The sequence below is a fragment of the Mesorhizobium sp. M0898 genome (genome assembly GCF_040319695.1).
Classification (GTDB): domain Bacteria; phylum Pseudomonadota; class Alphaproteobacteria; order Rhizobiales; family Rhizobiaceae; genus Mesorhizobium.
In genome coordinates this window covers 1-19,646 of the sequence record NZ_JAMYOE010000041.1, presented here as the reverse complement: position 1 = coordinate 19,646, position 19,646 = coordinate 1, and the positions used below count along the sequence as shown (strand labels likewise).

22 protein-coding genes and 2 pseudogenes are annotated in these 19,646 nt (G+C 60.9%); 13 read left to right on the top strand and 11 right to left on the bottom strand.

Annotation, left to right across the window (positions count from 1 at the left end):
- Window positions 1–104: 104 nt before the first annotated feature.
- Window positions 105–211: pseudogene (locus tag NKH90_RS28290) on the top strand (HAD family hydrolase); the annotation flags it as partial.
- Between the two features lie 73 nt (window positions 212–284).
- Here NKH90_RS28290 and NKH90_RS28285 read toward each other — a convergent pair.
- From NKH90_RS28285 to NKH90_RS28270, 4 genes and pseudogenes are all read right to left on the bottom strand, one after another.
- Complete coding sequence (locus NKH90_RS28285) at window positions 285–572, bottom strand: hypothetical protein (protein WP_352564190.1); 288 nt, start codon at window positions 570–572, stop codon at window positions 285–287.
- Window positions 573–642: 70 nt separating this feature from the next.
- On the bottom strand, window positions 643–1,215 hold the full coding sequence (locus NKH90_RS28280) for an RES family NAD+ phosphorylase (protein ID WP_352822320.1): 573 nt from the start codon (window positions 1,213–1,215) through the stop codon (window positions 643–645).
- 18 nt (window positions 1,216–1,233) lie between these two features.
- Window positions 1,234–1,581 carry an antitoxin Xre/MbcA/ParS toxin-binding domain-containing protein gene (locus tag NKH90_RS28275; protein ID WP_023680350.1) on the bottom strand — a complete coding sequence of 116 codons (348 nt, stop codon included), beginning with the start codon at window positions 1,579–1,581 and terminating at the stop codon, window positions 1,234–1,236.
- 146 nt (window positions 1,582–1,727) lie between these two features.
- Window positions 1,728–1,925: pseudogene (locus NKH90_RS28270) on the bottom strand (pseudouridine synthase); the annotation flags it as partial.
- Window positions 1,926–2,059: 134 nt separating this feature from the next.
- On the opposite strand from NKH90_RS28270, the gene NKH90_RS28265 reads away from it, so the two are divergent.
- Together NKH90_RS28265 and NKH90_RS28260 are read left to right on the top strand one after the other, a co-directional pair.
- Window positions 2,060–2,569 carry a hypothetical protein gene (locus NKH90_RS28265; RefSeq protein WP_352822317.1) on the top strand — a complete coding sequence of 170 codons (510 nt, stop codon included), beginning with the start codon at window positions 2,060–2,062 and terminating at the stop codon, window positions 2,567–2,569.
- Window positions 2,559–2,768, top strand: coding sequence for a hypothetical protein (locus NKH90_RS28260; protein ID WP_352822314.1), 210 nt, complete (start codon window positions 2,559–2,561; stop codon window positions 2,766–2,768). Before NKH90_RS28265 ends, NKH90_RS28260 begins: the two co-directional genes overlap by 11 nt.
- A gap of 22 nt (window positions 2,769–2,790) precedes the next feature.
- Here the strand turns inward: NKH90_RS28260 and NKH90_RS28255 are convergent, their stop codons facing one another.
- Window positions 2,791–3,555, bottom strand: coding sequence for a pseudouridine synthase (locus NKH90_RS28255; protein ID WP_352822311.1), 765 nt, complete (start codon window positions 3,553–3,555; stop codon window positions 2,791–2,793).
- Window positions 3,556–3,670: 115 nt separating this feature from the next.
- Between NKH90_RS28255 and NKH90_RS28250 the strand changes: the two genes are divergently transcribed.
- Window positions 3,671–4,261, top strand: coding sequence for a DUF922 domain-containing Zn-dependent protease (locus NKH90_RS28250; protein WP_352822309.1), 591 nt, complete (start codon window positions 3,671–3,673; stop codon window positions 4,259–4,261).
- A 36-nt stretch (window positions 4,262–4,297) separates the two neighbouring features.
- On the opposite strand, the gene NKH90_RS28245 is transcribed toward NKH90_RS28250, so the two are convergent.
- Window positions 4,298–5,041 (bottom strand): SDR family oxidoreductase, encoded by a 744-nt coding sequence (locus tag NKH90_RS28245; RefSeq protein ID WP_352501239.1) that lies wholly within the window; start codon window positions 5,039–5,041, stop codon window positions 4,298–4,300.
- Between the two features lie 283 nt (window positions 5,042–5,324).
- Here NKH90_RS28245 and NKH90_RS28240 point away from each other — a divergent pair, with 283 nt between their 5' ends.
- Window positions 5,325–5,948: an NAD(P)H-dependent oxidoreductase gene (locus NKH90_RS28240; protein WP_352822306.1), complete on the top strand. Its 624-nt coding sequence runs from the start codon at window positions 5,325–5,327 to the stop codon at window positions 5,946–5,948.
- 30 nt (window positions 5,949–5,978) lie between these two features.
- Here NKH90_RS28240 and NKH90_RS28235 read toward each other — a convergent pair whose 3' ends face one another.
- Window positions 5,979–10,193, bottom strand: a complete 4,215-nt coding sequence (locus NKH90_RS28235; RefSeq protein ID WP_352822303.1) for an NACHT domain-containing protein — start codon at window positions 10,191–10,193, stop codon at window positions 5,979–5,981.
- A 992-nt stretch (window positions 10,194–11,185) separates the two neighbouring features.
- Between NKH90_RS28235 and NKH90_RS28230 the strand changes: the two genes are divergently transcribed.
- From NKH90_RS28230 to NKH90_RS28205, 6 genes are all read left to right on the top strand, one after another.
- The gene (locus tag NKH90_RS28230; protein WP_352822300.1) at window positions 11,186–11,518 is read left to right on the top strand and encodes an ArsR/SmtB family transcription factor; all 333 of its coding nucleotides are present in this window, start codon (window positions 11,186–11,188) and stop codon (window positions 11,516–11,518) included.
- A gap of 12 nt (window positions 11,519–11,530) precedes the next feature.
- Entirely contained in the window at window positions 11,531–12,217 is a 687-nt protein-coding gene (locus NKH90_RS28225; RefSeq protein ID WP_352822297.1) for an aquaporin, read from the top strand.
- Window positions 12,214–12,636, top strand: a complete 423-nt coding sequence (arsC, locus tag NKH90_RS28220) for an arsenate reductase (glutaredoxin) (RefSeq protein WP_352822294.1) — start codon at window positions 12,214–12,216, stop codon at window positions 12,634–12,636. The genes NKH90_RS28225 and arsC overlap by 4 nt, the downstream gene beginning before the upstream one ends.
- Window positions 12,637–12,705: 69 nt before the next feature.
- Entirely contained in the window at window positions 12,706–13,038 is a 333-nt protein-coding gene (locus NKH90_RS28215) for an ArsR/SmtB family transcription factor (RefSeq protein ID WP_352822292.1), read from the top strand.
- A gap of 50 nt (window positions 13,039–13,088) precedes the next feature.
- Window positions 13,089–14,465, top strand: coding sequence for an FAD-dependent oxidoreductase (locus NKH90_RS28210; RefSeq protein ID WP_502898884.1), 1,377 nt, complete (start codon window positions 13,089–13,091; stop codon window positions 14,463–14,465).
- On the top strand, window positions 14,462–15,685 hold the full coding sequence (locus NKH90_RS28205) for an MFS transporter (protein ID WP_352822286.1): 1,224 nt from the start codon (window positions 14,462–14,464) through the stop codon (window positions 15,683–15,685). The genes NKH90_RS28210 and NKH90_RS28205 overlap by 4 nt, the downstream gene beginning before the upstream one ends.
- 24 nt (window positions 15,686–15,709) lie before the next feature.
- Here NKH90_RS28205 and NKH90_RS28200 read toward each other — a convergent pair whose 3' ends face one another.
- Complete coding sequence (locus NKH90_RS28200) at window positions 15,710–15,934, bottom strand: hypothetical protein (RefSeq protein WP_031213090.1); 225 nt, start codon at window positions 15,932–15,934, stop codon at window positions 15,710–15,712.
- Window positions 15,935–16,163: 229 nt separating this feature from the next.
- Window positions 16,164–16,529 (bottom strand): VOC family protein, encoded by a 366-nt coding sequence (locus NKH90_RS28195; RefSeq protein WP_352472157.1) that lies wholly within the window; start codon window positions 16,527–16,529, stop codon window positions 16,164–16,166.
- A gap of 144 nt (window positions 16,530–16,673) precedes the next feature.
- Here NKH90_RS28195 and NKH90_RS28190 point away from each other — a divergent pair, with 144 nt between their 5' ends.
- Both NKH90_RS28190 and NKH90_RS28185 read left to right on the top strand, forming a co-directional pair.
- Window positions 16,674–16,985: a hypothetical protein gene (locus NKH90_RS28190; protein WP_352822283.1), complete on the top strand. Its 312-nt coding sequence runs from the start codon at window positions 16,674–16,676 to the stop codon at window positions 16,983–16,985.
- A 44-nt stretch (window positions 16,986–17,029) separates the two neighbouring features.
- The gene (locus NKH90_RS28185) at window positions 17,030–17,905 is read left to right on the top strand and encodes a sigma-70 family RNA polymerase sigma factor (protein ID WP_352822280.1); all 876 of its coding nucleotides are present in this window, start codon (window positions 17,030–17,032) and stop codon (window positions 17,903–17,905) included.
- Between the two features lie 186 nt (window positions 17,906–18,091).
- Here the strand turns inward: NKH90_RS28185 and NKH90_RS28180 are convergent, their stop codons facing one another.
- Together NKH90_RS28180 and NKH90_RS28175 are read right to left on the bottom strand one after the other, a co-directional pair.
- Window positions 18,092–19,249, bottom strand: a complete 1,158-nt coding sequence (locus tag NKH90_RS28180) for a sulfite oxidase (protein WP_352822343.1) — start codon at window positions 19,247–19,249, stop codon at window positions 18,092–18,094.
- A 134-nt stretch (window positions 19,250–19,383) separates the two neighbouring features.
- Window positions 19,384–19,646, bottom strand: a 263-nt coding sequence (locus NKH90_RS28175; protein WP_352822278.1) for a hypothetical protein, incomplete at its 5' end; no start/stop codon positions are given.

Here is a 19,646-nt window from a genome sequence, read left to right as displayed (position 1 = left end):
AAAGCTCCACATCTAGGAATATGGGCTGGATTTTGCCGAAATCCATGACGCGGCGCGGCGGGTGACGCATCGCACGGTCCTGCTGGGCGTCGGCCTGCTCAGGCGGCGGCTACGGCACCGAGGAGCTCCGCCAATCGGGCGCGTTTCGCGTCTATGAAGATCCCGACGACATGCTGCGCGCCATGTCGACGAAGTCAGCGGCCGCACATGAAGGCGACGGCGGGCTGTCGCCGTCATTCAATCACACCTATGTCTCTTGCGCATTGGAGCCATCTAGCGGGCTTCTATTGCGCGACGTCCTCCTGGGTTGTCTGTTCCTGGATTCGGGCGGGTGCCCCGAGACACTGATCGTAGCCGATGGTGCAATTATTCAGACATTCGTTGCGTCCCTTGATGGATCTGACGCTATTGTAGTCGATCGGCACAGCCTGGCATTTCTTCTGGCACGCCTGGTCCTTCTCGGCGCAATTCGTGCCGTGGCCCTTGGGGTACTTCTTCGTCGTCGCTTCAGCGTTCAATGGCATGACGGCCAGCAGCGCCAGCAGCGTCGGTATCAGTCGGAGCATACGCATGGATCCTCCCTTGCGCGTTAGACGCTCTACACTTGGAGGCAATGTTAGCGCGCCACTTCCGCTGGCCGCATCACCCGAGCGGGGGATGGACGGCAGCGGGGCCGCCGCTAGCCCAGGCAATTTCCCCGTGATCGGTTCTGCTCGTCATCGCTCCGGCCGGCAACCGATCACAAAACGCGACGACGTTCAGGCAGTCATGTCGCGCGCTGGGCACGATCAGGCCGTCATAATCGAGGAAATGCGCGGCCTCGCCGATGTCTTGCGATCTCGGATATTCGGCGTGCTTTTCCTGATACGAAAGCTGCCCGTAGCGCGCGGTGTCGAGGCCAAGGGTCTGCAAGGCTGCCAGGTCGAGCAGTCTGAGCGTCCGGTCCAAAGCAAGATCGATCTCGAAGAGATTGTATCTGACACGCGAAGGGATCACTGGCTGCCCCCGCGTCAGGTGGAATCTCATCTCGCTCAAGGCACCTTCGCGCTCTTGCGAGGTGTAGAGCACGTCGAACGTTCCATCGTCCCAACGGCCGCCGGAGCTCGAGCACTGGATCGGGCTGCGGCCCTGGCGCACCACACGCCAAACCGTTCCGGAGTATTCGACCGGAACTATTGCCTCGATAGCGTCGATGAGCCGACTGTCTCGTCTCATCCGCCCGGCGATCGCCAATTACAGAAAGACCTCGTTCTCAAGCCGATCGATGACTTTGAGCACGTCGAGAGCACGGTCGTCGTGAATGAGATCTATCGCCCTTTCACCGTTCAATTGCGGGTGGCGAGCGTAAAGCCAGGTGCGGATATCGCTTGGCTCGTAGAATTCCTGCAGTCGGCCGACGATATAGTGCAGGTCCGATAGAATGAGCTCGCTGCGCGGCTGGGGCTTGATGTCGCCGGCCTTCCACCTCGAAACCGTGGCCTTGGACACGTCGGTGATGTTTGCAATGTCGGTTCCCTTGAGACCGCCAAACGTGCCCAATTCGTCCAGGAATCTGGGGACCGCCCGCAACGCCGTGCTCATGCTTTTCTCTCCGGCTGCCGAGCCACTTCGCGTCGGACCAGCCCTTCAATTGCGCTGTCGCATTTCGGTTTCATAAAAGGAAAATATGAAACAGGAATGTTAATGTCAATCACCCGTTCGGTGCGAAGGCCCCTGGAGCCAGCACTTCAGGCCTGAAGTAGCGCCAGCTCTTCCGCGCTCAGATGGCGTGCCTTGCCTTTGGCAAGCTCGCCGAGCTGCAATTGGCCGATCGCCACCCGCACCAGGCGCAGCACCTCGATATCGTAGGCGGCGAGCAGCCGGCGGATGTGGCGGTTGCGGCCCTCGTCGAGCACGATCTCCAGCCAGGCGGTGCTGGTGCCGCTTCCACTCGATCGAAAATCAATCGCCTGAATTGCTACAGCGCCCTGTCGCCGGTAATGCCACGGGACAATTTGTTTTGTATAGTCCTCGATGCCACGTGGCCGACGATGGTTCGATGACTTGGGAAGGGAAGATCATGCGAAGCGGATTGGCGAAATTCGTCGTGGCGGGTTGCGTCGCCGCTCAGGTTGTCCTGCAAGCGGCGCAGCCGGCGTTTGCCGCGCCGTGCGGCTGGACGGCGAAACTGGAGGAAGAGGAGGGCGGTAAAGTGCTGATGGCGTCGGTCTGCGGCGGATCGAATGGCGGCGCCCAGCTGACGCTGGCCTGTTTCGGCAAGCCGACGCTGAGCTATGATTTGGGCGACAGCGGTCCGCAACTGGAACCCGGCATCGCTTCGTTCGCGTTCAAGGCCGGCGGCAAGGCGGTGACCAAGACGCTTCAACTCGAAGAAATGTACAACACCTTCACCGTGGAATTGAGCAGCACCGACCCGCTGTTGGCCCTGCTGCGCTCCAAGGGCGAGGTCACGGTCGTCTCGGGCAAATATGGCGAGAACAGCTTTCCGCTTGCCGGCTCATCCGCCGCCATCGGCAAGGTGCTGGCCCAGTGCGGCAAAGCCAAGGCTTCTTCCGACAATGAAGATTGATGAACCCCTTACATTTCAATTTGAATCGCGCGAGACGTTGGTTGCGAAGATAGAGCGTGATCCCGCTAACCTCGATCCCTGGACAGGGCTTGTCGAACTGGAGGCCGAGGAAAGCAGCCTGGACACCGCGGTGTCGGTTCTCTTGCGGGCAATTGATGCTGTATCCGACAGGGAACAGCTTTGGCGGGCAGCTGCCTGACTGTCGAGTCGCCGCCAGCCGGCTAGGCCTGAAGCATCGCCAGCTCTTCCGCGCTCAGACGGCGTGCCTTGCCTTTGGCAAGGTCGCCGAGCCGCAGAGATCCGATCGCGATCCGCACTAGGCGCAGCACCTCGATATCGTGGGCGGCGAGCAGCCGGCGGATATGGCGGTTGCGGCCCTCGTCGAGCACGATCTCCAGCCAGGCGGTGCTGGTGCCGCCGCGCAGCAGCTCGATCGAGCGGGCCGCCAGCAATTCTCCGTCGACGGTCGCGCCGGCGCGCAACCGCGCCAGCATGGCCTCGTCGGGCAGCGCGCCGATCTGCACGTGATAGGTCTTGGCGACATGCGAGGCGGGATCGAGCAGGCGCTGCGCGAAGCGCGTGTCGTTGGTCATCAACAGCAGGCCTTCGCTGGCCTTGTCGAGGCGGCCGACGGGCGAGACGAAAGGCAGGTCGAGGCCTGCCAGGCAGTCATAGACGGTGCCGCGGTCCTGCGGGTCGTCACGGGTGGTGACCAGCCCGCGCGGCTTGTTGAGCATCAGATAGACCTTGCGCTCGGCGGCGACGCGGCGGCCGTCGACCTCGATGCGATCGCGGCCTGGATCGACGCGCATCGAGCCGTTGCGCACGATCTTGCCGGCGACCCGCACGCGCCCCTCGACAACCAGATGCTCGGCCTGCTTGCGCGAGCACAGGCCAAGCTTCGACAGCGCGCGACAGAGGCTGACGCCGGGAGGCTGGGCCCCGGGGGCAGGGCGTTGCCGGGCAATGTTCGGTCGCGGCGACATGATGTTGCCTGTGGATTCTTGTATACGAGCATCCCACTATAGCCGGCCGCCGGCTATGTCCACGGAAGGGAACTGCATATCGTTTGCGTCGTGCGCAGCGGCTGCGAGGACTTGCATGAAAACAGCCATTCGCCTTTGCCTGCTGCTCGCCTTCCTGCCGACATCGCCGGCGCATGCCGGCTGGCAGGCGGTCGAGAAGGTCGAGACCTATGCCATCTCAGGGCAATCCGGCCCGGAGCTCTATGCCTCGATCGGCGGGCGCGGGCCGCTGCTCGGCGAGCGCCGCGTCATCGCGCATACCAATTTCAAGCTGACCTGGGTAAGGGACTACCAGCCGCAAGGCGACGCCTGCGTGCTGGTGTCGGCGCAGCCGAAGCTGATCATCACCTACACCTTGCCGAAGCCGGCTGCGGGGCTGCCGGGCGCAATCCAGAAGAACTGGGAGGTTTTCGCAGCCGGCCTTGCCGCCCACGAGAAGGTGCACGGCGCCAGCATCGTCGACATGGTGCACAAGATCGAGGCGGCCACCATTGGCCTGACCGTCGCCGATGACCGTGGCTGCAGCAAGATCAGGATCGAAGTGACGAGACAGCTCGCCGGAATCTCGCAGGCACAACGGCAGGCGAGCCGCGATTTCGACCGGGTCGAATTCGGCCCGGGCGGCAAGCTGCGGCAGCTTGTGTTCACGCTGATGACCGGCGGATGAAGCTGCGGGGGCGGCGCAGGGTACCACCTTGCGGCCTCACGCCTGCGCGGTCGGATAGAGCGTCAGGATGTTGACGTTGACCCTTGGCGGCTGGCTCACCGCATAAAGGATGGCGGCGGCGATGTCCTCGCTTTCCAGCTGCTCCATGTCGCCCAGCCTCTGCTCGACCGCCTGGCGCACATCGGCGCGCATATTCTGGGTGAACTCGGTCTTGACGGCGCCAGGCTCGATGCAGGTGACGCGGATGCCGTCCTTGCCGATCTCGCGGCGCAGCGATTCCGCCATCGCGCTCACCGCGTGCTTGGTGCCGGAATAAACCACCGAAGGGTGGATATAACGGCCGGTGCCGGACGAGACCACGACGATGTGGCCGGCGCCTTGCCGCTGCATCGACGGCAGTGCCGCATGGATCGGATAAAGCAGGCCCAGGATGTTGACGTCGACCATCCGGCGGTATTCTTCCGGCGTCGTGTTGCGGAACGGCGCGGCGACGCCGACCCCGGCAACCGCAAGCAGCATGTCGAGCCGGCCGTACTCCTGCTGGACCCGCTCGACCATCGCCGTGGCTTGCGTTTCGTCGGTGACGTCGACGGCAATCGGCAGTGCCGCGCTGCCGGTCTCACGGATCCGCTTCGCCAGATCGTCCAGCCGCTCGGCGCGCCGCGCGGCAATCGCCAGCGTGGCGCCCTCGGCCGCCAGCGCCAAGGCGGTGGCCTCGCCGATGCCGGAAGAGGCGCCCGTCACCAAGGCGATCTTGCCGCTCAGTTTTCCTGTCTGCATCTTTTTCTCCTGACGCTTTGGACCGGCCGTGAAGCTAGGGCGCGGACATTCTGGAACAATGCTGATCGAAAAACCGAATGCACCGTTAGGGTTTTGGCCCCAGCAAGCCCACGTCTGCGCACGAACGGGCCTTGACGCGACCGGAGGTGTTGCGTCTTGATACGGGGGCTGCGGGGCTTCGCATGAAAACAGCTGATCGATTACGTCTGCGGGTGGCTTGTTTGCATGCGACGCTTGCATGCACCCCCGCGATCCTCTCGCGACCGACAGGTCTGAGCGCCAGATGAAGGTCCTCGTCGTCCATTGCCATCCCTGCGCCGACAGCTTCAGCGGCGCGGTGCGCGACACGGTGCTGGAGACGCTTGCCGAAAGCGGTCACCAGGTCCACCTGCTCGACCTCTATGCGACCGGCTTCGATCCGGTCATGCGCACGCAGGAATGGCGCGGTTACCACGACAAGGCGGCGAACCTGCAACCGGTGCACGAACATGCGCAGGAGCTGCTCTGGGCGGAGGCGGTCGTCTTCATCTATCCGACCTGGTGGTATGGCCTGCCGGCGATGCTGAAAGGCTGGCTGGAGCGTGTGCTGGTGCCGGGCTTCGCTTTCGAGATGCCGACGGCACGACGCGGCCCGCGGCCCAAATTGCGGCACATACGCCGGGTGATGGCAATGACCACATGTGGCGCCACGCCGCTGATGTCGTGGATCATGGGACAGCCCGGCCGGCGGACCCTGCTGCGCGGCTTCCGCTCCGTCTGCCATCCGCTGTGCCGGACCAAATTCCTGGCGCTCTACCGGATGGACAGCGTCTCGGACGCCGGACGCCAGGCGCATCTGCAGCGGGTCAGAAAAGCGGTTGCCGGCCTTGGTCGCGCTGATGCCGTTGCCGCCACGGTGCCTGGCTGACCGCAACCTTCCTGAGTCGAGGTCCATGGCCTACTTGATGTCGTACCTTTCGTCCCACGTGTCGAAACGAGGTTCTTCCTCTGTTAGCCACATCAGTCCGTTCCAGCGAATCCTCACCATAGCCTCTCGCTCAGGGTGAGGATAACCGGATCGCTCTCCAATACCTGCCCAGAGTGGCGCGAGCCCGTCCTGGGCGAGCAGGCTTAGCAGTGGTCGGCGTCGCGCGACACACCAGACCTTATGATGGCTTCGGCCCGCAACGACGGTCGGTATTCCTTGTGAATCAAGAAATTGGCCAGGACGTTGAGGGTCGGCTTCCAGGTCGAGTGCTTTCAAAAGCCAAGGAGCTGGAAGTTGGAATGAGGCACCTTCGGGCAGGGATCCATCGAGATGTGATTCCCAATGGTAGCCAAGTGTTAGTCCAGTAAAAATAAACTCCTCATGAGGCCAATGCTCCCGCTGACGCAACCTGTCATTTGGCCAAGTTCCTCTTCGGCCAAGTTCATAAAGATACCCCGCATCGGTGTAGTCAGCCGGTAACCAGCGATGAAAGTCGACCTTATTTTCCCGACTGCGCCTAACAAGTTCATCCTGATCTTTCTTGGGCAAGGCGATCATCATAACAAAGTGAAAATCATCTTGTCTTGTTGGGCGGCTGGATATGAATTTTTGTTCGGGCCATTTAACGGTCGCCGAGGCATAGCGATAGAGTGAGACCCATTCGTCCTGCGAGGCTATGTCATCGCTCAGCCCGAGGCGCAGCCGGTTCTCGGCGAGGCATGACGCAAACACCCAGAGTTTCTGTTCTTCGCTTGCAACCGTCTCAATTAGGAGTGACGGGACGTCGAACACAGGTGCGGTACCATAGTCGTTTTCCCCACGGGGGGTGGGTACTGTCGGATCGATATCTCGCACGAACTCGGTATCCAATGGGGTATCAAATGATCGCGAGTAGGTTTCGTTATAGCTGTCGAGTAACCAATAATTGTCAGCGAGTCGTGCGAGAAGCTCGAAGTATGCCAGCCACTGGTATTTCTTCCCGATTCGTTCGATCCTCCCCCCGCTACTATGACTATCTCCAAACGAACTATCTCTGGGAAATCTCTTCTTATTCCAGCCCAGACGAATAGCTTGGTTGGCGACCCATCGCTGGGCACCCTTGATGCTGATCTTGTTTTCCCGGTCGTATCTGAAGCCGCCTGACAATGGCTTGGTTGGTGCAGCCTGCGTAAGCCGCACATTTGACCAGTCACTCATGCGACTTTCGATTACATAGCGTCCGAAGTCGCCAAAAGGGCCGATACAGGAACTGATGATGCTATCTGCACCAGTCTTTTTTGCTCGCTCATTTATCCCCCGATCATCCTTAGGAAAACGGGGTAGAGGCGTTCGATATGGCGGCCGGCAACGCATAATATCGATATCACCGGGAAGCACGCCGCAATCATTGGCGAGTTCGACGATACCGCGAGCGTAGTCACGTCCAAGTAGATGACGCGGGGGCTTTGCCGCCGCGAAAACCAAGTCGTAGATTGACCGGCTGGCTGTGCGAAGCCTTCTAGGTGCAGGATCACGAAAGCAGGCGCCCGCACACGCAGCCATGACCCGTTCAACAACATACAAATCATCGACACCGACAAAACGTGAAACGAACGAGGGCAGCAGGTCAGCCCGGAGGAGCAAGATTTCGGTCGCCGCTTTTGTTGCGCGGTCTCGCAACTGTCTGTTAGTTGTTGTGAAGATCCAACCGAGCGTCACCAGTGCATGCGCTAGCGTTTTGTCTGTCGCTCGTGTGATCCCGGGGCCGAGGCACCAATTGACTAGACGCTCCGGAGATGATGGCTGGTCATCGTCGCCAACGAGTCGATTGAGGACGACGGTCCAGAAAGCATCCCGATCGGGAAGTTTCATCGATTGAAGATTGATATCGAGTAGTTCTGCATTCCATGGATGATCAAGAACGCTAAGCTGTAGCAATATGTCAAACGTGTTGGTATTGTCGCTACCCAATGCATTTAGCAACTCAAGAGATCTTTCAGTAAAAGCACGCAAATCTCGCCAATACACGCTTTCGACAAATGCTTCTGAAATTTGATATTTTCTCCACCATCGGTCAGCTCCTCCCGGAAGAAGGTCGACGAGCTCTTTACCTTCTTTTTCTGCTGTCAGTGACCATAGTGCTTGAAAGACACCAGCCCATTGATAAGCTAAGCTGTTTTTCCCAATGAAGAAGTGGAGTGCGCCCTTTTCTTCAAACGCGGCGGCGCTAGGAATAGTCTTAGCTAGCAGCCGCTCAGCTACAAGATGATCCTGAAATCGCTGGAATGCGAACCGAACGACATCAGGAGGCGGCTGTAGCGGGTCATCGGTGTCATCGGGATGAGGATCTATTCGCACAATCCCCCCCAGCCTTAGACGATCGAGCCACGACCGATCCCCTGCAGCAAATCCATCGAACATGTTATTGACAATACGGCTAGCCTCAGTGCGTGGAACGAAGTCGGCTTGGCTTATTGCCATGGCCTCAGCCAAACTGACGACGGCCTGCTTCAACGGGGAGACAAGGTCATTCGAACCGTCGTGTACCGTGCCAAGATGACGACCCGTTGCGTCGAGATAGAAGGCGAGGGTTTCGCGCACTCCACGCAAGCCTACAGGGTAATGATTGCGCCCGTCACGCTCCAGCGCTAGGCAGGTAGTACGCAAGAATAAGGGATTGGTAAACTCTGGCGACAACCACGGTGTAGCGGGTCGGAGGATGCCGCGCTTGTCCATATACATTTGCGCAGCCTTTTCCTGTTCGCGGGCTGTAACAAAACCTTGGACTTCGGCGACCACTGCTCGAGATCGCGTAGCGCTAGTAAGCAGGTATTGAGCATACTCGCTGCGACATGACACAACGAGTGCGAGACGTTGGTGCGCGACTACGCGCGTAGAAATTGCTGCCAACTGATCACGCCAGCCGGCCGCGCCACCCCCCTCGTTGATTGCGTCAATTACGATAAGAGCGCGAGTGCTCGCCAGTTCAGCAGCCGCCGCCAGCGCGCCGAGGAAGGTATCAAAGCTGACGTTAAGACCAAGTAGCGCGGTGATCTGCAGATCGATCGACAGCGAACCTGAGAAATCTGTTCCAAGTAGCATTACAGCTGGCTGGCCGGCGTTCAGTGAACGTGCAACTTCGGCAGCGAGCAAGTGGGATTTTCCTGCTCCTGCTCGGCCCTCAAAGATCACAAAACGCTTAGCGTCAGCCTCATGTGTCGGCTCGCGTAGGTAAGATTCGAGAGCGTGGGCCGCCTCGCGTATCTTCCATTCTGCATCCCGGTCGTGTTCGGGGTCATTCTTGGAGTTCTTCCCTTTGTATGCATTCATCAAGGCTTTATGGTAACGGTGTGTTGCTTCACGAAGATCTTTGCATAGCTTCAACCAGTCACCGGTTGGAAATGGCGATCCTGACCCGAGTTCAATGTCTTTGGCGTGTGCGTTAAGCGCATTTATTCCCTCAGTTACACTCTGAAACAGTGCCTGGAGGCTTTCGGAAGCATCCTTTTGGCTATCCCGAGAGCGGGCACTAAAAAGTACTTCGAGTCGCGTACGCAATTCCTCCCGCCATTTCGCGCTGCGCTGCAAACCATCAAATAGGTGCTGCATCGTCACATCGACATGATCATCAGGACTGTAGCGCTCTTCGAGGGCCGCGAGCGTGCGGGTGAACTGCGTCTTGAACCAGGGAGCATCAAGTGCGACATCACCAAACCAGTATTCGCGCAGACCTCTGGCCTCAGGGCGCGTCAAGAGTTGCTCGATGTCGGAGGCGCCCCAAAGGGCAAACGTCATTGTCCGACCGATTGCTTTCGCCGCGGCACTCCAGTTCGAGAAATGTGTATTCCATCGCTCGTGTCCAGAGGTGCCCTTACGACCGGGTACGACATCAGTCAGGTCGCACGCCAAAGCGACTTGAATGTGAGTTAGCTTACCATGTGATTTCATTGCGGTCATAATCGAACGGTCGAGCGCGCTCCAATCGACGTCGCCGGATTTGGTGTGGAATTTGGCTTGATAGCCATACTCACTGCGATCCGACTTCAGCCAATAGGCCTCAATGCCGCCATCGCCGCCTGCGCCATGGATGTGTTGAAACGTAGTCGCACCAGCGGGTGGGTTTACTTGGGCGAGATGACGAATAAGTCCTTCGAACGCACCACGCTGGCCGTCGACTTGGCTCCGCAAACGACTAAAATCGAGCATTATGTCCTCAAGCTGTCGAAATGGTCGACTCACAAACAGACTCTTCTTGCAGCGCAAAGGCAAGTCTCAAGCATGTTTCCGATCTGTACAGATGCTTATTCAGTGTTCTTGACCCAAGGATCGAGCATAAAGTGAGCTATTTGTTACCTCGCCATTGTCGCGTATTCGAAGCATGGGTTCCGTCGAGTGTACTTTTTTGCGCAATACGGTTGACGCTGGCCGCTTCCGCTCCGTCTGCCATCCGCTGTGCCGGACCAAATTCGTGGCGCTCTACCGGATGGACAGCGTCTCGGCCGCCGGACGCCGGGCGCATCTGCAGCGGGTCAGGAAAGCGGTCGCAAGCCTTGGATGCCGTTGTCTCACCGGTGCCTGGCTGATAAGCCGGGTGGGCCGTCGCCGGCGCGGGGCAATCGCTTTGGACAGGCGATTGCGCCAGGTTTGCGTTGGAGACGGCCAATTATCGAAGTCGGCGCCGCCCTTTGGCCCTGCCGGGCGTTTCTCCCTGTAAACGGCAGGGCAATTGCATATGGATTCTTGCGAAGATGGACCCCCACCCTAACCCTTACCGTAACCCACCCCGCAAGGGGGAGGAACGCTGCAAAGCCTGAAGCAAAAAACCCGCCTCGGGAGGCGGGTCGTTGGAGCCAATTAGCGCCATACTCAACTTAGTAGCATGGCTGCCGGCACAAAGCAAGAACAAAATACGCCGTGGCGATAGAAAATCCGAATTCCTGCTCGTCCGAGGTCGCTGCTCAGAACGATTGCAAAACTCGCATTCCTTCGCCACCACTTGGGCATCTCCCCGCAGGGGCAGGGCAATCGCATATGATTCTTACGAAGAAGGATCCCCACCCTAACTCCCGTCACAAGGATGCCGGCAGGCAGGGGCAGCGCAATGCTCGCAGCGAGGGGCGGACTCAAATTCAAAGCGATTGCCCTGCGTTACCGGCACACGCGTTGACTCTCTTCGTCATTTCTGGAATCCTGGAAATGTGGATAAGACACTCGCCCTTTCGGCACTTGCCGCGCTAGGCCAGGAGACCCGGCTGGACGTTTTTCGCCTTTTGGTGCGGGCTGGAGCCGACGGCGTGCCGGCGGGCGAGATCGCCACGCGGCTCGCCGCATTTCCGAATACGGTATCGGCTCATCTCAAGATACTGTCGCATGCCGGCCTGGTGCGGACCGAACGGGACGGCCGCAGCGTGCGCTACTTCGCCGACATGACCAGGTTTCGCGATCTGCTGGCCTACCTCATGGAGGATTGCTGCAACGGCGCGCCGGAACTTTGCCAGCCTGTCATCCAGGCTGTGACCTGCAATTGCTAGGGGAGGCTCGTCTTGGCCAACCTTTCCCGTCGCCTCGTTGCCGAAGCCCTCGGCACGGCTCTGCTGGTCGCCACCGTTGTCGGTTCCGGCATCATGGCCGACCGGCTGACCGACGATGTCGCCGTCTCCCTGCTCGGCAACACCTTGCCGACAGGGGCGATCCTGGTCGTGCTGATCACCATATTCGGACCTGTCTCCGGAGCGCATTTCAACCCAGCGGTGACAATGGTATTCGCGCTTCGACGTGAATTCGAAACGACCGCAGCGCTGGCTTACATCGCCGCCCAGATTGCAGGCGGCATCGCCGGAACGTTCCTGGCGCATGCGATGTTCGAACTGCCGATCCTGCAGGTATCGGCGACGGTGCGCACCGGAAGCGGGCAATGGATTGCGGAACTGGTCGCCGCCTTCGGGCTGGTCTTCACCATTCTCGCCGGCCTGCGCTCCCGCCCGGATTCTATCCCCTGGCTGGTCGGGCTCTATATCACCGCTGCCTATTGGTTCACCGCGTCGACCTCCTTCGCCAATCCGGCCGTGGCCATCGCCCGTGCGTTTTCCAACACCTTCGCCGGCATCCGCCCCGCCGATCTGCCGGGCTTCATCGCCGCCGAGCTTTTGGGCGCGTTGCTCGCCATGGCCTTGGCAGGGTGGCTGCTCGCCCAACCGAAACCAGTCGGACAGATGAAAGCTGCGAAATGACCATCACCATCTATCACAACCCCGATTGCGGCACCTCGCGCAACACGCTGGCCATGATCAGGCAGTCCGGCGAGGAGCCTGAGGTGATCGAATATCTGAAAAATCCGCCGTCGCGCGAAAAGCTCGTCGAGCTGATCGCAGCGATGGGCATGACGCCGCGCCAATTGCTGCGCGAAAAGGGCACGCCCTATGCCGAACTTGGCCTGGGCGAGCCGAAGTGGAGCGACGACGAGATCCTCGATTTCATGCTGGCGCATCCGATCCTGATCAACCGGCCGATCGTGGTGACGCCGCTCGGCACCATGCTCGCCCGACCCTCCGAAGCCGTGCTCGATATCCTGCCCAATCCGGATATCGGCCCGTTCACCAAGGAGGACGGCGAGGTGGTCATCGACGCCAGCGGCAAGCGCCTCGGCTAGATATCGTCTTATTTCGATCTTTGTCGAAATTCTCTTGACGTGCAGCGATTCTGGAAATAGCTTATTTCCATGAAACTCGAAAAAGCAGCCTCGCAACTTGAAGCCCTCGGCAGCCCGACGCGGTTGCAGCTCTATCGGACGCTGGTGCGGGCGGGCGATGAGGGGCTGCCGGTCGGGCGTATCCAGGACAGATTGGGCATCGCTGCCTCGACGCTGTCGCATCACCTCAAGCGGCTGGTCGACACCGGCTTGGTGACACAGGAGCGCCAGACGACCACGCTGATCTGCCGGGCCAATTATCCCGCCATGAATGGGCTCATCGGATACCTCGCAGACGAATGCTGCGCCGACGCCACCTGTGCGCCGGCATCGGCGGAAGCGGCCGCCAAAACGGCGGCATGATTTTTTTGCCATTATAATTCGAAATTACCGGAAGGATGGAAGACATGGAGATGATTGAAAAACTCCCCGTTGCGGTGATCGGCGCCGGGCCGGTCGGCCTGGCGGCAGCGGTCCACCTGATCGCGCGGGGCATTCCTGTCAAAGTCTACGAAGCCGGCAATGCGGTTGCATCCAATCTCAGGGATTGGGGCCATGTCCGTGTGTTCACGCCTTGGCGCTATTGCGTCGATCAGGCGGCCAGAAACCTGCTCGAGGCGCATGGCTGGCGGATGCCTGAGCCCGAGGCATTCCCAACCGCGGACGACCTCGTCGCGGATTATCTCGAGCCGCTGGCAAAGCTTCCGCAATTGTCGCCGTCGATCGAAACCGGCGCCCGGGTCGTTGGCATTTCGCGCTGGGGCGCCGACAAGGTCTCGAGCAAGGAACGCGAAACCCGGCCGTTCATGCTGGTGGTCGAGACTGCCGATGGTACAAGACGCGACAGCGCACGTGCCGTCATCGATGCTTCGGGAACCTGGCAGATGCCGAACCCGCTCGGCGCCGGCGGAATTCCTGCAGAAGGCGAGGCCGAATTTGCCGACCGCATTGCCTACGGCATCCCCGATATTCTCGGCCGCGACCGCAGCCTTTATGCGGGGAAGACGACGCTGGTCGCCGGCTCCGGCCATTCGGCCGCCAATGCGGTGCTGGATCTCGCCAGCCTGGCAAATGTGGAGGCGGGCACCGCTTTCATCTGGACGACGCGCGGCACCGACCTGGTGCGCATCTACGGTGGCGGTGATGCCGACCAATTGCCGGCACGCGGCGAACTCGGCGCCGAAGTGCGCGAACTCGCCGAGAGCGGCGGCGTCAGGCTGGTGACGGGCTTTGCGGCTGTTTCGATCCGCGATGCCAACGGCCGGCTGGTCGTCGAAGGCCAGACCAGGGACGGTTTGCAGGCGCTTGGCCCGGTCGACCGCATCATCGCCGCGACCGGGCAACGCCCGGATCTGTCGCTGACCCGTGAGCTTCGGCTCGAGCTCGATCCATGGCTGGAAAGCGTCAAGGCACTGGGACCGTTGATCGATCCCAACGAGCACTCCTGCGGCGACGTGCCGCCGCACGGCCACCGTGAGCTCAGCCATCCAGAGCAAGGGTTCTACACAGTCGGCATCAAGAGCTATGGCCGCGCACCGACCTTCCTGCTGCTGACCGGGTATGAGCAGGTCCGCTCGGTCGCGGCGGCGATCGCCGGAGACATGGTGGCGGCCGACAATGTCCAGCTCGTGCTGCCCGAGACCGGCGTCTGCACCGTGCCGCGGATCGGCGTGGCCGACAAGGGGTGCTGCGGCGGTCCGGCGCCGGCGGCTTCGAGCGCCTGCTGTGTCGCCGATGCCGAAGCAAAGGCGATCGGCAAAGGCGGCTGTGGCTGCAGCGTCGCGGCATGAGTCTTTCGCCGCCTTCGCCGGCCATCGTGCGCAGCCGCGGCGCGATCATCACCGCGCTTGGCCTGACGCAGATCATGGCGTGGGGGTCTTCCTACTATCTTCCCGCGGTCATCGCACCGGCAGTCTCCTCCGATACCGGCTGGCCGCTGGCATGGGTTGTCGGCGGCCTGTCTCTCGGCTTGCTTGTGGCCGGATTGATCTCTCCGCGCGTCGGGTCGTCGATCGAGCGGCATGGCGGCCGCAATGTCCTGGCGTTCAGCGCCGGATGCATCGGGCTCGGCCAGATCGGGCTGGCTCTTGCCCCTAATCTTGCGGCCTATATCGCGGCCTGGCTGATCGTCGGTCTGGGCATGGGGGCGGGGCTTTACGATGCCGCTTTCGCAACGCTTGGCCGCCACTACGGCCACGGCGCGCGCTCCGCCATCACTATGCTGACGCTGTTCGGCGGCCTTGCCAGCACCATCTGCTGGCCGATCTCAGCCTTGCTGCTGGGGGAGGTCGGCTGGCGCGGCACCTGCCTGGTTTACGCCGCCTTTCAGCTGGCAATTGCGCTGCCGCTCTATCTCGTGATCCTGCCCCGGGAGCCGCCGCAACCGGCAGTCAAACCGGGAGTGAAGAAGGCGGCACCCATTCTCGACAACCAAGCCGATCCGTCGATCATGATCGTTCTGGCCGCGACCCTGACACTCGCAGCGGTGATCTCGTCGACACTATCGGTGCATCTGCTCACAATCCTGCAAGGCAGCGGCATGGCGCTTGCCGTAGCCGTAGGGCTCGGCGTGCTGGTTGGTCCATCACAGGTGGCGGCGCGCGCGATCGAGATGATGATCGCGCGCTACCACCATCCGATTTTCACCAAGTTTGCCTCGGTTACGTTTGTGGCGATCGGCGTTTCGACGCTCTGGGCCGGCATGCCAATCATCCCGCTGGCGCTGGGCTTCTACGGCGCAGGGATCGGCCTGGAATCCATCGCGCGGGGGACGTTGCCGCTCGCGCTGTTCGGCTCTAACGGCTACGCGAGACTGATGGGCCGCCTCGCCATGCCGAGCCTGATGGCCCAGGCGGCGGCACCCTCGGCCGGAGCATTGCTGCTGGAGCGCTTCGGCCCGCACGGGACGTTGGCCGCGCTTTCTGGTCTAGCGCTGGCCAACGTCATCCTCGCATGCGGCTTGGGCTGGCGGATGCTCCGCCGGCGGCAATCGCAGGTTCAAACCCGATAGGATTTCGACCTGCGTTCAGCGCCTTCAACTGGAGAGCGGGAGATCTTCCAAGGGATCGACAAGGAAAGACGCGGCGATCAGATCGTCCGCATCGAGGCGCAGTGAGCCTTTGGCGCCGCCCATAATGGCGGCAACCTTTTGAAACGTCTTGATCTCATGCTCGGTAATCTGGGCACTTTGCATTCTGGATTTGAGGTCAGCGACGCGCAGCCCCAAACTGTGGGACATTCCGATTTTACGGTTCGACATGGTAAGATGCTCCTCCCCGGCCCATGTTGTTTTGCCACCCGCCCTTATTCGTATTTCCTCCGCTTGCCTAAATATGAGGCATCGCGATACAGCGCCCGAACGCCCGATGCAAGGGAAGGTTCCGGCACGCAGAGGTCACGAAATAATAATACGTAGGAAGCACGGCCGATGGTCCGGCCGGAGGTAGGACTTAGGTATGACGCCCCGCCGGACAGAGGGCTCCGGTGGCTTAGCGGCTGGCGAGGACCATGCGGTTGCCTTCGCTGTCGCGAAACTCCGCCACCGTGCGGCCCGGCTGCCACGGCGCCTCATGCGGTTCGGTGACGATCTCGACGCCGTCCTTCTTCAGCGCCGCGATCATTGCCCCGACATTTTCGTCGACCAGCACCAATACGGGCTCCGCTCCGGGAGCGTCGTCGGCGCGCCTGACAAAATGCAGGTTCGTTACGGCATGCGGAAATGCCAGCTCGATCCAGCGCCAGCCGCCATCACCCATCTTCTGGTCGGCCATGACCTGGCAGGCGAGATGCCTGGTGTAGAACGCCTTGGCGCGGTCCTGCTCGAACACCGGAAGCTCGGCAAACTGGATATGCATGATCGTCTCTCCTGCTTGATGGCTGCCGCGCAGCCGCCCACGCGGGAAAGACGATGCGGGCAACCGAAAAGATTCGTCGGCAAGGAGAATCTTTTCAGCGCAGCCGGTCGTCCTTCGTTCATACCAACCAGTCAGGAGACGATGATGAACTACGCGCTCATTCGATACGGTGTGAAGCAAGCCGACCTGGAAGATAACCGCGTGCTGGTCGAAAAAGTGTTCGAAGCGTTGGGCGAGGCGGCACCGCCGACGGTGCGTTATCTCGTGCTCGAGCTGGACGACGGCTCGTTCGTCCACATCGTCGGCCAGGACGGCGATTCGTCGGCGCTGACCGGGCTTGCGGCCTTCAAGGCGTTTACGGAAAACCACGCCGAGCGCCGTTCGACCCCGGCATTGCGATCGCCTGTCAAAGTCATCGGCAATTACCGTATGCTGGCGGATCAGAAAGCCCGGTAGCGCCTGCCATGCCGCTCGCGCAGAAATGGGACGCTACGCCGAAAATGAACAGGGCGACTTTGGAGGTGATGCTCGTCGGGTTGCGGCCAAGGCTGCATCGCTACTGCGCGCGTATGGCCGGCTCGGTGATCGACGGCGAGGACATCGTCCAGGAGGTGCTGATCAAGGCGCTGCAGGCGATCGACGGGGGTGGGATCGTCGAACGTCCCGAGCAATGGCTGTTTCGCATCGCCCACAATGCCGCGCAGGATCATCTGCGGCGGCGCAATCGGGAAAGGTCGCGCATGACCGAGGCCGACATGAGCGTCATCGAGGATCCCTCCGGCAGCGCCGACAGCCGGCTCGCCGCCCAGACCGGCCTGCGCTCCTTCATGCAGCTTTCGGTGCCGCAGCGCAGCGCCGTGATCCTGGTCGACGTGCTCGGCCTCAGCCTGCATGAGACCTGCGAAGTGACCGGCGCGACGCTCGCCGCCACCAAGGCCGCGCTGCATCGCGGGCGGGCGCAGCTCAAGCTGCTGGCGCTGCAGCCCGAACAGGCGCTTGCGCCGAGGCTCGACGCCGATGACGAGCGCCGGCTGCGGCGCTATGTCGACCTGTTCAACGCGCGCGACTTCGACGCGGTCAGGGCACTGATCGCCGAGGACGTGCCGCTCGACGTCGTCAACCGCGTCCGCCTGCGCGGCAAGGCCGAGGTGTCGACCTATTTCGGCAATTATGCCCGTATCAGCGACTGGACATTGTCGCTCGGCTTCGTCGACGGCAGGCCGGCGATCCTCATCCGCGACCCGCAGGCGGCCGACGGCGCCGTGCGCGGCTTCATGCTGGTCGAGTGGCGGGACGATCAGGTCATCCAGATCCGCGACTTCCGCTACGCGCCTTGGTGCCTGGTCGACGCGGAGATCAGGGCCGTGGAGGGGTGAGGAGAGCGCTGGAAATGGTGCGAAATGGCGATCAGGCAGCCTCTTCCTGTTTGACCCAAACGCAATTGCCACATGGCAGCACGTTCTTGGAGCGGTTCCGGTTCTCTCAGAACCAGAACCGCTCTAACTATCTGTTTTGCCGCATTTATGCGGACGCCACATGACTCCATTTGGCGGCAGAATCCTCTAGCCGATACGCACGCGGCGCGTCACCTGGCCATTGCTTTCCCAGTATGTGTGTTTCTTGGCTATCAAGGGATCGTCCATCGCCGGTTGAACTTGTCCCGTGGTGCTGACCGCGCGCGAGGTCACCGTGTGTTCTCCAGGAGAGGGATTTGCCCAAGCCAGGGACCATATTTTCCAGGCGTGTTCGGCCTCCTCACTGTGGTCAATGGTCGCTGGTATCCAAGGCCCTTGATCGATTTGCACTTCGACCCGGTCGATCGGCGCCCCCCAGGCTGCCCCAACGATGCGGTAATCTGAATCTTTCCGGGTAACCTTCGCAGGCGCGGACTTTATCAGCGCTCGCCCGACTGACGTCTCGGCCCATACGGTCTCGCCGTTGTGGTCCTCCTCCCGGATGGTGACATAGTCACGGGCCATCAGAAGGCTCATGAACCGCGTATCGCGAACCTCGATGCGCTTTAGCCACTTGACGTTGGCGATCCCGTACCAGCCTGGCGCAATGAGCCGTACCGGGAAGCCATTGGGCGCCGGCAAGGCGGCCCCGTTCATTTCATAGCAGAGGAGATTGTCGGGGTTCATCGCGTCGGCGAGCGACATGCTGCGAGCGAAGTTCTGCTGCATCTTGACGTCGCGTATCGGGATCTCGCCTGTGTCGGTACCGAAAAAGACGACCTCGATGCCCTTCTCCAGAACGCCAGCTTCCTCAAGGATCGGGGCGAGCGGCGTCCCTGCCCAGCGAGCATTGCCGATGCCGCCGGTGAAAAAGGGAAACCCGTGATTGCCCGAGCATTCCACTGTGAAAACGACCTCCTGCCGCGGTCGCGCCCTGATGTCGGCGAGCGTTAGCTCCAGGGGCTTCTTGACCAGGCCTCCGATTTCCATCGACCATGTCTTCTCGTCGATCGTCGGTCGGTTGAAATGCGAGATGCTGAAGAACTTGTCGTTTGGCGTTATCCAGCTATCCAAATCCTCCCAGACAAGCTGCTTCTGGATACCCGCCGGATTGGGATTTTCGGTCGGCTGATCCAGCCATCGAATAACTTCCTCGTTCGGCCGTGTTGGAAAAGCGTAAGCCCGGCGCGAGGTATAGAGAGCAGCAATTGCGGCAAGAGCCGCGCTTCCTTGAACAAGAAGTTCTCTGCGCTGAAAATCAGGCATGTTGTTTACCTCCCAGTTGATCCGGAACGGGCTGCAACGTGCCTTAGGCCGTAGCCTGATCACGGATAGGCGACACAATGTGAGGTCTGCCCACCCGGAAGTATCCGGGTAGGTCAGATAATCACCGACGCAAGTCAAGCATGTGAAGCGTTGCACGAAACGCTAGCTCGCGTTTCACATGCTAAGAGTGCGCCTTTGAGAAGGAACTGTCCACAACTTGGACGGGACATGATGATGATTGCAGCATTCCATGCCGATTTCCGGTCCTGCCAAAATCGTTGCTGCTCTGATCGCTGCCGAACGCCCGCTTCTGGGTCGATAGTGTTGAAGAAGTCGGCGATGAAGCCGTGGATCCACTCGCACCGAAGCGTCTTGATTAAGGTCGACGCGACCTCCT